This is a genomic window from Wenxinia marina DSM 24838, from assembly GCF_000379485.1.
In the GTDB taxonomy this organism is placed as follows: domain Bacteria; phylum Pseudomonadota; class Alphaproteobacteria; order Rhodobacterales; family Rhodobacteraceae; genus Wenxinia; species Wenxinia marina.
In genome coordinates, this window is record NZ_KB902301.1 from 1 (window position 1) to 13769 (window position 13769).

17 protein-coding genes and 1 pseudogene are annotated in these 13769 nt (G+C 69.8%); 14 read left to right on the forward strand and 4 right to left on the reverse strand.

Annotation, left to right across the window (positions count from 1 at the left end; all coding sequences use genetic code 11):
- The 5 genes and pseudogenes from A37W_RS0114415 to A37W_RS22060 form a co-directional block, all read left to right on the forward strand.
- Nucleotides 1-235 (forward strand): integrase core domain-containing protein (locus A37W_RS0114415; RefSeq protein ID WP_018303746.1); only part of this gene is annotated, 235 nt, incomplete at its 5' end.
- Nucleotides 236-282: 47 nt separating this feature from the next.
- Nucleotides 283-468: pseudogene (locus tag A37W_RS23410) on the forward strand (IS3 family transposase); the annotation flags it as partial.
- 68 nt (nucleotides 469-536) lie between these two features.
- Complete coding sequence (locus tag A37W_RS0114420) at nucleotides 537-1034, forward strand: cupin domain-containing protein (RefSeq protein WP_018303747.1); 498 nt, start codon at nucleotides 537-539, stop codon at nucleotides 1032-1034.
- Between the two features lie 120 nt (nucleotides 1035-1154).
- Nucleotides 1155-1511, forward strand: coding sequence for a cupin domain-containing protein (locus tag A37W_RS0114425; RefSeq protein ID WP_211206647.1), 357 nt, complete (start codon nucleotides 1155-1157; stop codon nucleotides 1509-1511).
- 56 nt (nucleotides 1512-1567) lie between these two features.
- A complete protein-coding gene (locus A37W_RS22060) occupies nucleotides 1568-2326 on the forward strand; it encodes a glutathione S-transferase family protein (protein ID WP_211206648.1) in 759 nt (252 codons plus the stop codon).
- A gap of 417 nt (nucleotides 2327-2743) precedes the next feature.
- Here the strand turns inward: A37W_RS22060 and A37W_RS0114435 are convergent, their stop codons facing one another.
- Complete coding sequence (locus A37W_RS0114435; RefSeq protein WP_018303750.1) at nucleotides 2744-3361, reverse strand: glutathione S-transferase; 618 nt, start codon at nucleotides 3359-3361, stop codon at nucleotides 2744-2746.
- A 43-nt stretch (nucleotides 3362-3404) separates the two neighbouring features.
- Nucleotides 3405-4109 carry a GntR family transcriptional regulator gene (locus A37W_RS0114440; RefSeq protein WP_018303751.1) on the reverse strand — a complete coding sequence of 235 codons (705 nt, stop codon included), beginning with the start codon at nucleotides 4107-4109 and terminating at the stop codon, nucleotides 3405-3407.
- Nucleotides 4110-4268: 159 nt separating this feature from the next.
- Between A37W_RS0114440 and A37W_RS0114445 the strand changes: the two genes are divergently transcribed.
- From A37W_RS0114445 to A37W_RS0114480, 8 genes are read left to right on the forward strand one after another with little or no spacing between them, the layout of a single operon-like run.
- Nucleotides 4269-5027: an SDR family NAD(P)-dependent oxidoreductase gene (locus A37W_RS0114445; protein WP_018303752.1), complete on the forward strand. Its 759-nt coding sequence runs from the start codon at nucleotides 4269-4271 to the stop codon at nucleotides 5025-5027.
- The gene (locus A37W_RS22065; RefSeq protein ID WP_018303753.1) at nucleotides 5027-5539 is read left to right on the forward strand and encodes a TRAP transporter small permease subunit; all 513 of its coding nucleotides are present in this window, start codon (nucleotides 5027-5029) and stop codon (nucleotides 5537-5539) included. Before A37W_RS0114445 ends, A37W_RS22065 begins: the two co-directional genes overlap by 1 nt.
- A gap of 10 nt (nucleotides 5540-5549) precedes the next feature.
- Complete coding sequence (locus A37W_RS0114455) at nucleotides 5550-6851, forward strand: TRAP transporter large permease (protein ID WP_018303754.1); 1302 nt, start codon at nucleotides 5550-5552, stop codon at nucleotides 6849-6851.
- Between the two features lie 53 nt (nucleotides 6852-6904).
- Nucleotides 6905-8023: a C4-dicarboxylate TRAP transporter substrate-binding protein gene (locus A37W_RS0114460; protein ID WP_026198514.1), complete on the forward strand. Its 1119-nt coding sequence runs from the start codon at nucleotides 6905-6907 to the stop codon at nucleotides 8021-8023.
- Between the two features lie 55 nt (nucleotides 8024-8078).
- Nucleotides 8079-8813 carry an SDR family NAD(P)-dependent oxidoreductase gene (locus A37W_RS0114465; RefSeq protein ID WP_018303756.1) on the forward strand — a complete coding sequence of 245 codons (735 nt, stop codon included), beginning with the start codon at nucleotides 8079-8081 and terminating at the stop codon, nucleotides 8811-8813.
- The gene (locus tag A37W_RS0114470; protein ID WP_018303757.1) at nucleotides 8810-9583 is read left to right on the forward strand and encodes an SDR family NAD(P)-dependent oxidoreductase; all 774 of its coding nucleotides are present in this window, start codon (nucleotides 8810-8812) and stop codon (nucleotides 9581-9583) included. The genes A37W_RS0114465 and A37W_RS0114470 overlap by 4 nt, the downstream gene beginning before the upstream one ends.
- Nucleotides 9580-11253 (forward strand): FAD-dependent oxidoreductase, encoded by a 1674-nt coding sequence (locus A37W_RS0114475; protein ID WP_018303758.1) that lies wholly within the window; start codon nucleotides 9580-9582, stop codon nucleotides 11251-11253. The genes A37W_RS0114470 and A37W_RS0114475 overlap by 4 nt, the downstream gene beginning before the upstream one ends.
- A 17-nt stretch (nucleotides 11254-11270) precedes the next feature.
- The gene (locus A37W_RS0114480) at nucleotides 11271-12380 is read left to right on the forward strand and encodes an NADH:flavin oxidoreductase/NADH oxidase (protein WP_018303759.1); all 1110 of its coding nucleotides are present in this window, start codon (nucleotides 11271-11273) and stop codon (nucleotides 12378-12380) included.
- Nucleotides 12381-12538: 158 nt separating this feature from the next.
- On the opposite strand, the gene A37W_RS22070 is transcribed toward A37W_RS0114480, so the two are convergent.
- Complete coding sequence (locus A37W_RS22070; RefSeq protein ID WP_018303760.1) at nucleotides 12539-12817, reverse strand: AIR carboxylase family protein; 279 nt, start codon at nucleotides 12815-12817, stop codon at nucleotides 12539-12541.
- A gap of 38 nt (nucleotides 12818-12855) precedes the next feature.
- A complete protein-coding gene (locus A37W_RS0114490) occupies nucleotides 12856-13560 on the reverse strand; it encodes an IS6 family transposase (protein ID WP_018303761.1) in 705 nt (234 codons plus the stop codon).
- 36 nt (nucleotides 13561-13596) lie between these two features.
- Between A37W_RS0114490 and A37W_RS24655 the strand changes: the two genes are divergently transcribed.
- Nucleotides 13597-13769, forward strand: a 173-nt coding sequence (locus A37W_RS24655; protein ID WP_157236494.1) for an ABC transporter permease subunit, incomplete at its 3' end; no start/stop codon positions are given.

Genomic DNA, 13769 nt, shown 5'->3' on the forward strand with positions numbered 1-13769 from the left:
GCTGGACTTCTCGCGCCCCGGCAAGCCGACCGACAACGGGTTCATCGAGGCGTTCAATTCGAAGCTCCGGGCGGAGTGCCTGAACGCCCACTGGTTCATGAGCCTTGCCGACGCCCGCGAAAAGCTCGAGGATTGGCGTAGGCACTACAACGAGGACCGACCCCACAGCGCGATCGGATACAACGTCCCGATCGCGATGCATTTTCCCGATGGCGCGACCAGCCCGTCATCGTGAGACGGCCGGAAAAATCCAGCTTCCGGCGGTCCAGCGCTGGGGAGCGGAGCAACGTGACGAGCAATCGGGCCGTCCGCCAGATGGAAGAGCGCATCCGGGAGCTGGAAAGGCCGGCTCGGTCGCAAGACGCTCGAGGTCGAGATCCTCAAGGAGGCACTGGATAAGACGCGCTCAAAAAAACTGTCGTGGCTCGCGCAGTCGCAGCCGAAGGACGCTTCCTGAAAGCTATTGCGACAGCCCACGACACACGAGCAGGATGGGACCGCGACCCAACGTAGCTGCTCAGATAAAGGAGGACGGCATGATGGGCATGACGGCAGATCCGGTAATCGGCCCCGCAGACGGCGAGGCGGTTGATCTGGGCAGCTTTGGCGCGCGCTTCCTACTGGAGGCTATAGCAACGGACGCGCGGGTGGCCGTGGTCGAGCACTGGGTACCTCCTCGGACCCTTGCGGCACCGCTTCATCGTCACTCGCGCGAGGACGAGTACAGCCTGGTGATCAGGGGACGGATGGGCGCACAGCTGGGGGACACGGTTGTGGAGGCTGAACCCGGTGACTTCGTCAGCAAGCCGCGTGGCGAGTGGCACACCTTCTGGAACCCGGGCGACGAGGAGTGCCGCCTCCTCGAGATCATCACGCCTGGAGGCTTCGAGACGATGTTCAGGGAGATGGCGGCAAACCCTGAGGCTATGGCAGGTGAGGCAGCGGCGGCCATGGACGCCAAATACGGCATCGAGGTGGACTATGACAGCATCGAGAGGCTCTGCGCGATGCACGGCCTGTCCTTCCCCGCCTGAGAGGAAGGGAGCAGCAGCATGATGGAACTGACAAGAACTGTCCCCAGCGCGCTAGGCGACCAGACGCTCGAGGTATTCGGCGAAACGATCATCATCCGGCGTGATGCGTCGGGTTCGTCCTTGGACGCCTCCGTCATCGAGGAGATCGTGCCCCCTGGCGTGGCTGGTCCCTGGCACCGCCACTCGCGCGAGGACGAGGTGTCCTATGTCATCGAGGGCACCTTCCGCATCTGGCGGGGCGAGGAGGTGTTCGACATCGGACCGGGCGGCGTGGCGCTGCTGCCGCGCGACCAGGCGCACACCTTCCAGAATGTAGGCTCCACCACGGGTCGCCTTCTCACCGTCGTCACGCCTGCGGGGCTGGAGCGCTTCTTCCAAGAGGTGGCCGAGCGAGGACTGGGCGAGGACGATCTGGACGAGGTGGTGGCGGTCGCGGCCGAGTTCGGCGTCGAGATCTTGGGCCCACCACCGGAGTGATGTGGTAGGCTGGAGTGCAAGTCACCGCAGTACTCAGCGCATTGCAGCCAACCGTCTTGGAGCAGGAGATGTCGGATCAAAGCTCGCCCTCTACCCTTCGCGTCTTCACCTTCAGCCCCGACTGGGGGCTGCCCACCAACGGCCCCTTCGCCCTAAAACTCTTGGCCTGGCTCGAGCTGGCTGGCATCCCCTACGAGCAGGTGGTGGAGAACAACTCGAGCAAGGGCCCCAAGGGCAAGAGCCCCTGGGTCGAGCTTGACGGCAAGCCGATGGGGGACAGCGAACTCATCGTTGAGGAGTTGAGTCGGCGCCACGGCGCAGACCTGGACGAGGGCCTCACCCCGGAGCAGCGCGCCTTGGGGTTCGCCTGGCGCCGCACCTTCGAGGAGCATTACCACCAGGTGCTGGAATGGGAGCTGCTGCTCCACTCGGCGGGAGCCGCCTACATGCGCGAGTTCTTCGGCCGAGTGGCGCCGAAGCCGGTGGCTCCCCTGCTCTTCGCCATGATCTGGCGGCAGTTCCGCAAGCAGCTCCACGCCCGCGGGATCGCCCGGCACAGCCCGGAGGTAATCGCGGCCAAGGGGCGTGCGGACCTCGATGCTCTGGCCGCCTTTCTCGGGGACCGGCCGTTCCTTGTGGCCGATCGCCCCACCACAGCGGACACGGCCGTCTTCGGCCTGCTTGCGCCCATGGTCTTCTGGCCCATGAACACACCCGTGGCAGATCACGCCAAGAGCCTGCCCGCCATCCAGGCCTACTGCGACCGCATGCGCGAGAGATGCTTCGGGAGCAAAGCACAGTTGGACCGACCATGACTCCGGTTGGCACTGTCATGTCTGGATGGCCCCTGACTGGAAGTGCTGATTTGGCGGCGTGACGATCCTTGCGGGGTGGTCATGTCTTCGGCCTTTCGGTGCGCTTCGCATGACCGCTGGGGCACTGTCAGAGCAATCAGCTGGGCCCGACCTCCATTGCCCTGTCTGTCTTGCGACCGGGCAAAAGATCAAGGTAGCTTGGCTCAGAGCCAAGACTAGCACCTGGAGACCCGCCGGCAGACCGGGATAGTTCATACCACAGCGGTTTCTTCTGACAATGCCGTCCTGCGTCCAAACCTGTCGACTCTCGGGCCTGAGCAGAAAGTAGATCCCTGTTATAGGCAGGCGCGGGCGACCCTCGTGAGACGCCCTGATCCGGACGGGAGGCCCGCCGCCCGGTGCCGACCCGTCCTGCCGTCACTCCGGTCGGGTCCGGCGCATCGACTCCCGCTCCGCGAACCCGGAATACCAGGCGCCCAGGGACGGATGGCCACCGCGCCAGTCCTTGTCCCCGAAACGGAAGTCGAGGTAGCCGAGGGCGCAGGCGACCGCGACGGTGCCTACCGTGACCGGGCCGTCAAGGCGGTCGGTCCAGCGGGCCTCGAGGTCGTCGAGAGCGCTGTCGACCTTCTCCATCTGGCTGTCGTGCCAGAGCGCCCAGTAGAACTCCTCCGGCCGCAGCACGGCCTCGTAGCGGGCGAGCAGCGCCGCATCGAGCAGGCCGTCGGCCAATGCTTCGAGGGTCATCGCGGCGAAGCGGTCGCTGGTCCCCTCCGGCAGCAGCGACGGCGTGCCCTCCATCTGGTCCACCCAGGCGCAGATCACCCGGCTGTCGTAAAGCGGCGTGCCGTCCTGAAGGAGCGCGGTCGGCACCTTGCCGGTCGGGTTCTCGCGGACGATCTCGGGGTCGCGCTTCACCGGCCAGGCCCTAGACGGCAGCAGCTCGACCCGGTCCGCCACCCCCTTCTCGTGGGCGCAGACAAGCACCTTGCGGACGAAGGGCGAAGCCGGGGAATGGAACAGGCGGAGCGTCATCGTGTGGGTGTCCTTTGCGTTCGGGTCGGGGGCGGCAAGGTCGTCAGTCGGGGACCATGTGCCGGTAGGCGGCGTCGGGGTCGCCCTCGAGCCGGGCGACGAGCAGGTCGCCGGCATAGGTGACGTGCTCGTGCATCAGCGCCGCCGCCCGCTCGCCCTGCCCCGCGCGGAGCGCGGCGGCGATGCGGCGGTGGTCGTCGTGCGAGCGATGGATGATTTCGAACCGGTCCCACAGGATCACCCGGTCCGAGACCATGGGCACGTTGTGGGTGCGGGCGACGAACTCCTTCAGCCACGGATTCCGGGCGGCGGCGATGATGCTGTCGTGAAACTCGACGTTCATCTGCCGGTAGGCGGGCAGCGCGTCGGGGTCCAGCCGGCCCACCGACAGGATGGCGTCGCCGGTGGCGACCAGCGCGTCCAGCCGGTCGAGCACCTCGGCCGACAGGCCGGCGCGGGCGGCGGCGGTGCAGGCCTGCGCCTCGAGCACGGCCCGGATCTCGAACACGTTGCGGATCGTGTCGATCGAGAACTGGCGCACGCGGTAGCCGCGGTTCGCCTCGTAGGTCAGCAGCCCGTCCTTGGCGAGCGTGGCGAGCGCGGTCCGCAGCGGGGTCCGCGACAGGCCCAGCTTCTCGGACAGGTGATCCTGGTGAACCCGCTGCCCGGGGCGCAGCCGGCCGGACAGGATCATCTCGCGGATGCCCGCCAGCGCCATGTCGGCGTAGGTGCCGTTCGTCTCGTCCATCGCGGCTCTCCTCGAGGGCAGATTGGATCCACGACGGGCGTGGCGCAAGCCCACGCCGAATGTTTTTGGATCCAGAATAGCATTTTTTGCCGATAATCGATTGACAGAGGCACCATAATTTATCCAACTTGCTCCCGACTCACAGTGGAGGAGGGGTCGATGGAGCGTCGGACGCTGGTCGTGACGGGAGCGACAGGTGGCATCGGACGGGCGGTCTGCGACCGGCTCGCCCGGGACGGCCACAGGATCGTCGCCGCCGACCTGTCGGGCGACGCCGCAGCCGCCCTCGCGTCCGGCCTGCCCGGCGACGGCCACGAGGGCCGCGCCCTCGACGTGGCGGACGAGACCGCGGTCGAGGGCTTCTTCGACGCCGTCGAGGCGGACGGGCCGGTCGCCGGCGTCATCGCAGCGGCGGGCATCCTGATCCTCGACGAAGCCGGCCAGCGCCGGCCGATCACCGAGACCACGCTCGACGAATGGTCCCGCACCCAGACGGTGAACTCGACCGGCACCTTCCTCCAGGTCCGCGCCTTCCTGCGCCGCCGCACCGCGCGGCCCATGGAGGGGGCGCGCTTCGTCGGCTTCTCCTCGGTCGCGGCGCAGCTCGGCGGATACCGCTCCTCCTCGGCCTACATCGCGAGCAAGAGCGCAGTCCTCGGCCTCATCAAGGCCGCCGCGCGCGAGGCGGCGCCGATCGGCGTCGCGGTGAACGCGGTGGCGCCTGGGCTGATCGACGCGCCGATGCTGCGCCTGTCGCTGGACCCGGCCGCGGATGCCGAGGTGGCGCGCGCCATCCCGCTCGGCCGGATCGGCACGCCGCAGGACGTGGCTGGCGCCGTCGCCTTCCTGATGGGGCCGGATTCCGCCTACCTCACCGGCGCCGTCATCGACGTGAACGGCGGCTACAGGATGCAATGATGCTGCGGCTCGCGCATCTCCTCAGCCACCTGCTGGCAGCGATCGCGGCGTTCGCGCTTCTGTGCATGATGCTGCACGTGGTCGCGGACGTGGCGGGCAAATACCTGCTGAACCAGCCGATCCCGGGCACCGCCGAGATCGTCGCCAGCTATTACATGGTGACCGCGGTCTTCCTGCCGCTGGCCTGGGTGGAGCTGCGCGACGGCTCCATCGTGGTCGAGCTGTTCTATGACCGCGTCCCGCCCCGCTTCCGCCGCGGGCTGCTGATCGTCGCCTTCGCGCTGACGGCAGCCTTCTACGGCGGGCTCGGCTGGCTGTCCTGGCAGCCGGCGATGCATGCGTGGCGCATCGGCGAGGTGGTCGAGGGCACCTGGCGGGTCGTGATCTGGCCGACGAAGTTCCTTCTGCCCTTCGGGCTCGCGCTCGCCGCGGCGATCGCGGTGCTGCGCTGCCTGATGGCGATCGCGGGCCGGGACGTGCTGACGCCGCATGCCCCCGCGGACCCGGTCTGAGGAGCCCGCGATGGACCGTCTCGACATCGGACTGCTCGGCCTCGTCGTCACGCTGGTCCTGATCGGAATCCGGGTGCCGATCGGGGTGGCGATGGGCCTCGTCTCGTTCGGCGGCATCTGGATGATGATGGGCCAGATGCCCGCCATCGGCATCGCCAAGGCGATCCCCTACGAGATGATCGGCGACTGGAATCTCTCGGCCGTGCCGATGTTCCTGCTGATGGGCTACGTCGCCTCCGGCGCGGGCCTCACGCAAGGCCTGTTCCGCGCCGCGCGGGTGTTCCTGAACCGCATCCCAGGCGGCCTCGCCATCGCCAGCGTCGCGTCGAGCGGGCTCTTCGCCTCGGCCAGCGGGTCGAGCGTGGCCACGGCGGCGGCCTTCAGCCGCATCGCCATCCCCGAGATGCTGAAGGCGGGCTACGCCCCCTCGCTCGCGTCCGGATCGGTCGCGGCGGCGGGCACGCTCGGTTCGCTGATCCCGCCGTCGGTCCTGCTCATAATCTACGGGCTGATGATGGACGTCTCGATCAGCACGCTGTTCCTGGCGGCAGTCGTCCCCGGTGTCCTGTCAGGCCTGGTCTTCGCTGCGATGATCGCCGCGCGCTGCACCCTGAACCCGACCCTCGCCCCGCGCCTTCACGAGCGCTACACCGCGCGCGAGAAGCTGGCGATGGTGCGCGAGACGTGGCCGCTGCCGGTGCTGATCGCGGGCGTCCTCGGCGGCATCTTCACGGGCATTTTCACCGCCACCGAGGCGGGCGCGGTGGGCGCGTTCCTCGCCTTCCTGATCGCGCTCGTCCGGGGGACGCTCTCCGTCGCCATGGTCCGCTCGGCGCTGATCGACACCGCGGTCGGCACCGCGTCGATCTTCATCATCGTGGTCGCCGCGGCCTTGTTCGCTCGCTTCATCGCGCTGTCGACGCTGCCGGTCTGGGTGACGGGGCAGCTGTCCGGCCTCGACACGATGTGGGTGATCATCCTGATCTGCCTGCTCTACCTCGTGCTCGGCTGCTTCCTGGAAAGCATCTCGATCATCCTGCTGACGGTGCCGGTCCTCGCCCCGCTGCTCGGCCAGATGGACGTCAACCTGATCTGGTTCGGCGTGCTGGCGGTGAAGCTGCTGGAGACCGGCCTGATCACCCCGCCGGTGGGCATGAACGTCTACGTCATCCGCTCGAGCCTCGGCCCCGAGATGCCGCTCGGCACCATCTTCAGAGGCGTGTCGTGGTTCATCCTCGCCGACGCCTTCACCATCGCGCTCCTCGTCGCGTTCCCGGCCCTCACGCTGTGGCTGCCGGGACTGTCGGGATGAGCGGATCGCAGAGACGCCGGACGACCGGCGAACCATCCAGAGGGAGGAAGACCTTGAAGAGACTTGCCATGACCGCCGCCGCGCTGACCGGGCTCGCGCCCGTCGCCGCCACGGCCGACACCTACATCGCGACCAACTGGCTCGCCCCCGTCCACATCCTGAACGAGCAGCCCTACCAGCGCTTCGCCGAGGACATCGCCGCCGATACGGACGGCGACATCGCCTTCGAGGTCTACTCGTCGGAGTCGCTGGTCCCCGCCGCCTCGACCATGCAGGGCATCCGCGACGGAGTCGCGGTGCTGGGCGTGGTCTATCCCGGCTACAGCCCGTCCGAGCTGCCGGTGAACAACGTGCTGAACGACCTCGTCTTCACCTCGGACGACGCGATGGCCGCGGCGCTGGCCTACACCGAGGTCGGCCTGACCAACGAGTCCGTCCGGCAGGAATGGCGCGACAACGGCGGCATCTTCGTCGGCGGCTACGCAACGCCGGTCTACAACTTCGTCTGCATGGGCGCGGTGCGCAGCGCCGCCGACGCGCAGGGCCTCAAGATCCGCACCGCCGGCGGCGCGCAGACCGACTGGGTCGAGAGCCTGGGCGGCGTGCCGGTGTCGGTGCCGATCGGCGACGTCTATTCCGGTCTCAGCCGCGGCTCGCTCGACTGCACGCTCACCGACCCGACCAACCTCGACAAGGGCAACAAGTTCTGGGAGGTCGCGCAGACCGTGACCACCCTGCCGATGGGCGTGGTGATCGGCGCGACCTACGTGCTGAACCCCGCCTTCTGGCAAGGTCTGTCGGAAGAGCAGCGCGGCACGCTCCTCGACCACATGGCGCTGGGGATCGCGCGGACGCAGGTCACCTACGCCGCCGACGTCGAGGCCGCCCTCGAAGGCTCGCGCGAGCGCGGACTCGAGATCATCGAGCCCGAAGCCGACCTCGTCTCAGCGCTGGACACGTTCCAGACCGACTTCGTCGAGGGCCTGCCGCAGGCCTCCGTCGACACCCGTGGCGTGGCCGACCCCTCTGAGCTGATCGACGCCTTCCTCGCGGCGCAGGACGCCTGGAAGGAGAAGCTCGCCGGCATCGACCGCACCGACCCCGAGGCGGTGGCCGAGCTGATCCGCAGCGACATCTTCGGCCAGCTCGACCTTGCGACCTTCGGCATGTGAGCCGACGGGAGGGGCGGCCGACGCCCCTCCCCCCCTTTTCCCCACGGATAGCCTCATGACAGACGACCGCACCGCCATCGTCACCGGCGGCGGCGCCGGCATCGGCCGCGCCATCGCCCACCACCTCGCCCGGCAGGGCGCCGACGTCGTGATCGCCGACCTCGACGGTGCGCGCGCCGAGGAGGCCGCCGCCGGGATCGCGGCCGAGGGCGGACGGGCCCGCGCCCATGCCGTCGACATCACCGACGAGGCGGCGGTGGCCGCGCTGGTCGAGGCGGCGGGGCCGATCGGGCGGCTGGTCAACAATGCCGGCATCTTCGACGTGAAGCCGTTCGACGCCCTGACCGATGACGATTTCCGCAGGATGTATGAGGTGAACCTCGTCGCCATGGTCCGCCTGTGCCGCCTCGCCGCGCCGCGGATGGCGCCGGGCGGGTCGATCGTGAACATCGCCAGCCGCGCCATGCTGGGCGCAAAGCAATACATCCACTACGCCACCTCCAAGGCCGCCGTCGCCGGCTTCACCCGCTCGCTCGCGCTGGAGCTGGCGCCGCGCGGCATCACCGTGAACGCCGTGGCACCCGGCGTGATCGAGACCGACATGCTGCGTGCCCGCTCGGACACCGACCTCGGCGCGCTGCGCGCGATGCAGCCGGGCGGCACCCTCGGCACGCCCGAAGACATCGCCGCGGCCGTCGCCTTCCTCGGCGCGCCCGAGGCACGGTTCATCACCGGGCAGGTCCTCCTGGTCGACGGCGGCCGCTCGCTGGGCGGGAGCCTCGGGATATGAGCGCCCTGCCCCTCGCCGGGCGCGGCGCGCTCGTCACCGGCGCCGCCTCGGGCATCGGCCGCGCCACGGCGCTGCTGCTGGCCGAGCGCGGCGCGACGGTCCTCGCCGCCGACCGGGACGCTGCGGGGCTGGAGCGGCTGGCCGGCGAGGCGGACCTTCGCACCGTCAGTGTCGACCTGACCTCGGACGCGCTGGAGGCCGACCTCGGCGCCGCCCTCGACGGTCTCGGCGCGTCGCTGTCGATCCTCGTGAACAACGCCGGCATCGGCGGCGGCGGACGCGCGGACGCCACCGACGCGGCCGAGCTGGAACTGTATCTCGCCGTCAACGTGGTCGCCCTGCACCGCGTCAGCCGCCTCGCGCTGGAGCGGATGCGCCCTGCCCGAAGCGGCAGCATCGTCAACCTCGCCTCGATCTTCGCCGAAATCGGCGCCACCAGAAGCGCCGGCTACTCCGCCTCCAAGGGCGCCGTCGCTGCGCTGACGCGCCAGATGGCCACCGACTACGGCCCCGAGGGGATCCGCGTGAACGCCGTCGCCCCCGGCCTGATCGAGACGCCGCTGACGGCCGAGCGGATCCGCACCGAGGCCTGGCGCCAAGAGATCTTCGTCCGGCAATCGCCGCTCCGCCGCGTCGGCCAGCCCGACGAAGTCGCCCGCGCGATCGCCTTCCTCGCCTCGGACGAGGCCGCCTTCGTGAGCGGCGAGGTGCTGCGCGTCGACGGCGGCTGGGCCATGGGCCGCTATCCCCGGCCGGAGGACGACCTGTGACCGCCCTGAAGGACAGCTACGACCTCGTCGTCGTCGGATCGGGCGCGGCCGGCATGGCCGCGGCGCTGACCGCGGCGGAGGGCGGGCTCGACGTCGTGATCCTCGAGAAGGACGCGACCGTCGGCGGCTCCACCGCCGTCTCGGGCGGGGCGATCTGGATCCCGGACAACCCGAAGATGCGCGCGGCCGGAATGGAGGACGACCGCGAGGCGGCCTTTACCTACATCGCCGGCGAGGCGGGCAACCGGATGAAGCCGGACCTCGTCCGCGCGTTCCTGAAGGCCGGGCCCGAGATGGTGACCTTCATGGAGGCCCATGCCGCGCTGCAGTTCGAGCATCGCGCCTATTCGCCCGACTACCACCCCGACCGCCCCGGCGCGGCGATGGGGGGCCGCGTTCTGGACGCGCTGACCTTCGACGGGCGCACGCTGGGAGACGACTTCGACCGCCTGAAGCCGCCGATCGGCGAGTTCACGATCTTCGGCGGCATGATGCTGAACCGCTTCGACATCGGCCATTTCATGAAGATGACGCGCAAGCCGTCCTCCGCCCTTCACGCCGCGCGCCTGCTGGCGCGGCACGGGCGCGACCGGCTGCGGCACCGGCGCGGCACGCGGCTGGTCCTCGGTCAGGCCGTAGCGGGGCGGCTGTTCAAGTCGGTGCTCGACCGCGGCATCCCCGTCGTCACCGGCGCCACGCTGGAGCGGCTGGAGATGTTGGGCGACCGCGTCGCCGCCGTCACCCTGGCCGATGGCCGCCGCGTCGCCGCCCGCCGGGGCGTTGTCCTCGCCACTGGAGGCTTCCCGCAGAACGCGCAGCTGCGCGCGCAGGTGATGCCGCACGTCGCGGCCGGGGCGCCGCACGCCTCGATGTCTCCGGCCGCGGGCACCGGCGGCGCCATCACGGCGGCGCAGGCCATCGGCGCCCATTTCGTGACCACGAACAGCCACGCCGCCTTCTGGGCGCCGGTGTCGATGCTGCCCGGCAAGGACGGCCCCCGCCCCTTCCCGCACCTCTTCCTCGACCGCGCCAAGCCCGGCGTGATCGCCGTCGGTCCCGACGGGCGGCGCTTCGTGAACGAGGCGGTCTCCTACCACGATTTCGTCTCGGCGATGATCGAGACCGGGACCACCCGCGCCTGGCTGATCTGCGACTGCCGCGCCCTGCGCCGCTACGGCCTCGGACCCGTCCGCCCCTTCCCCGCCCCGTGGCGGCAGCACGTCCGGTCGGGCTACCTCAAGACCGGCGACAGCCCCGTCGCGCTGGCCGACGCCATCGGCGTGCCGGCGGATGCGCTGGAGGCGACGGTGGCCGAGGTCAACGGCTTTGCGGAGACGGGCACCGACGCGGCCTTCGGCAAGGGCTCCACCGCCTACCAGACCTATCTCGGCGACCCCGAGGTGGGCCCCAACCCCTGCCTCGCACCGCTGACGCGCGCGCCCTTCGTCGCGATCGAGATCCAGCCCGGCGACATCGGCACCACGATGGGCCTGGACACTGATCCGTCTGGCCGCGTGCTGCGCGAGGACGGCTCGGCGATCCCGGGCCTCTATGCCTGCGGCAATGACATGAACTCGATCATGGCCGGCGCCTATCCCGGCGCGGGGATCACGCTGGGGCCGGCCCTGACCTTCGGCTACATCGTGGGCCGTCACGCCGCCGCGGGCTGAGCCAAAAGGACCCTTCCATGCACCTCGACACCCCCATCACCCTGGGCGGCCTGACGCTGCCGAACCGGATCGCGATCTCGCCGATGTGCCAGTACAGCGCCGTGGACGGTGTCGTGCAGCCCTGGCACTCGATGCATCTCGGCTCGATGGCGATCTCGGGCGCCGGCCTGGTGATCGCCGAGGCGACAGGGGTGTTGCCGGAGGGGCGGATCAGCCCCCACTGCCCCGGCCTGTGGAGCGACGCGCAGGAGGCGGCGCTGACGCGGCTCATCGCGGGCATCCGCGCCTACAGCGACACGCCGCTGGGGATCCAGCTGGGCCATGCCGGCCGCAAGGCCCCGGCCGAGGGGTTCGACAGCGGCCGGCCCGCGCCGCCGGAGCTGGGCTGGCCGACCGTCGGCCCCTCGGACATCGCACCGCAGGAGGACTGGCCTTCGCCGCGCCCGCTGGACGAGGAGGGGATCGCGCGGATCGTCGAGGCCTTCGCCGCCGCCGCCCGCCGCGCCACCCGCGCCGGCATGACGCTGATCGAGCTGCACGGCGCCCACGGCTACCTCCTCAGCGCCTTCCTGTCGCCGCTGGCCAACCGCCGCACTGACCGCTTCGGCGGCTCGCTGGAGAACCGGATGCGCCTGCCGCTGATGGTGGCCGATGCGGTGCGGGCGGCGCTGCCCGAGGGCGTGACGATGGGGATGCGGATCAACGGCACAGACCATGCCGAGGGCGGGATCACGCCGGACGAGGCAGGCACGCTGGCGGTTGCGCTGCGGGAGGCGGGGCTGGACTATGTCTGCGTTTCCGCCGGCGGCAATTCCCGGCACCAGCAGATCCCGCCCACCGTGCCCGGCTACCAGGTCGGCCTTGCCGAGGAGGTGCGTCGCCGCTCCGGCCTGCCGACGATGGCGGTGGGGATGATCCTGACCGGCCGGCAGGCCGAGGACATCCTCGCCGAGGGACGCGCCGACATGGTCGCGATCGGCCGCGCCGCGCTCGACGATCCCCGCTGGCCGCGCCACGCCTTGCAGAGCCTCGGCGCCCGGCCGGACTATCCCCGCCCCTACTGGCGCTCCGGCCCCGACATCTGGCGCGGTTACGCGGCCGTCCATCCGGAGGCGGGGCCGGGCTGAGGAATCGACAGAGCCAGGCGCGCGCCTTTGACGGCCAGCTGCGGCCCGACCTGCACGCTACCGGGGCTGCGGACCGGCAGCCAGTAGAGCACGGCGACGACGACCGGTGTCAAAATCTGCGCGAGGCCAAAGAGCTGCGCCCGCGCGGGACGACGACGCTACCGCCGCACCATCTTGGCCGCCGCGCAGGCCGCGCCGAAGCCGTTGTCGATGTTCACCGTGACGACGCCCGGCGCGCAGGTCGCGAGCGCCGAAGACAGCGCCGCCTGCCCGCCCGCCGACACGCCGTAGCCGACGGAGGTGGGCACGGCGACGACGAGGCCGGGCACCAGGCCGGCGACGACGCTGAAGAGCGCGCCCTCCATGCCGGCCACGGCGATGACGACGCGGTAGCTGCGCAGCTCCTCGGCGATGGACAGGAGGGTGCTGTCAGACAAATGCGAACCAGTCTCAGTTGCCGAGGGAGGCGGTGCTCTTACCCCGCGCAGAGATCACGCCACTCGGCCAGAGCGGCGTCGCGGTTCAGCTTGTAGACGGACCGGCTGGAGAGACCGCGCTCGAGGTTGAAGTGGTTGTGGACGGAGGCGTGGATCGAGGCGAACTTCTGCAGACATCGCATCTGCCGGAAGCGAAGCATCGCCCGCTCCCGTCGTCGGAACGGCTGGTGAGAGTTCTCAGCCCGGTTGTTGATCCACCGTCCCTCGGTCTGGTGCCGGGAGGGACGGAGCTCTTTCATGGCTGCGCCGTAGGTCCGCAACCGGTCAGTCACGATCTCCTCCGGCGGCCGGTGTCGCTTGACGAGCTTGCGCAGGAAGCTCAATGCAGCAGGCTTGTCCCGCGTCTTGGTGACGTAGCTCTCCAGCACTTCTCCCTCCTGGTCGACCGCTCGCCAGAGGTAGTGCGTCTTGCCGTTGATCTTCACGAATACCTCGTCGAGGTGCCACCTCCAGCGGCTGCTGCGCATCGCGCCGACCCTTCGCCTGCGGATCTCGGCGGCGAACATCGGACCGAACCGGTTCCACCAATAGCGCACCGTCTCGTGGCTGACCTCGATCCCCCGTTCGTGCAGCAGGTCCTCAACGTTCCGCAGCGAGAGCGGGTAGCGGATGTAGAGCATCACCGCCAGGCGGATGATCTCCGGCGACGTCTTGAAGTACCGGAACGGGCTGCGCTGGGTCATGCGGCGAGGCTAGGCGCGCCCCCTGCCCCGCTCAAGATGGTTGCTCTGACAGAGCCCTCGGGACAGCTCTTCATCGAGGCGGCGCTGACACGAGGTCTTTCCGGGTCCGCTCTCACCATCCGGCACATCCTTCCGAACTCCCTCCTGCCGGTCGTCACGCTGGTCGGGATCAACCTCGGCGCGCTGCTCACCGGCGCCATCATCGTCGA

Bases quoted from the DNA above. Each gene is read 5' to 3' on its own strand.
- A37W_RS0114435 (WP_018303750.1), bottom strand. From the start codon at position 3,361: ATGACGCTCCGCCTGTTCCATTCCCCGGCTTCGCCCTTCGTCCGCAAG.
- A37W_RS22065 (WP_018303753.1), top strand. From the start codon at position 5,027: ATGCTGCGGCTCGCGCATCTCCTCAGCCACCTGCTGGCAGCGATCGCG.
- A37W_RS0114490 (WP_018303761.1), bottom strand. From the start codon at position 13,560: ATGACCCAGCGCAGCCCGTTCCGGTACTTCAAGACGTCGCCGGAGATC.
- A37W_RS0114420 (WP_018303747.1), top strand. From the start codon at position 537: ATGATGGGCATGACGGCAGATCCGGTAATCGGCCCCGCAGACGGCGAG.
- A37W_RS0114465 (WP_018303756.1), top strand. From the start codon at position 8,079: ATGACAGACGACCGCACCGCCATCGTCACCGGCGGCGGCGCCGGCATC.
- A37W_RS0114480 (WP_018303759.1), top strand. From the start codon at position 11,271: ATGCACCTCGACACCCCCATCACCCTGGGCGGCCTGACGCTGCCGAAC.
- A37W_RS0114455 (WP_018303754.1), top strand. From the start codon at position 5,550: ATGGACCGTCTCGACATCGGACTGCTCGGCCTCGTCGTCACGCTGGTC.
- A37W_RS0114470 (WP_018303757.1), top strand. From the start codon at position 8,810: ATGAGCGCCCTGCCCCTCGCCGGGCGCGGCGCGCTCGTCACCGGCGCC.
- A37W_RS0114445 (WP_018303752.1), top strand. From the start codon at position 4,269: ATGGAGCGTCGGACGCTGGTCGTGACGGGAGCGACAGGTGGCATCGGA.
- A37W_RS0114440 (WP_018303751.1), bottom strand. From the start codon at position 4,109: ATGGACGAGACGAACGGCACCTACGCCGACATGGCGCTGGCGGGCATC.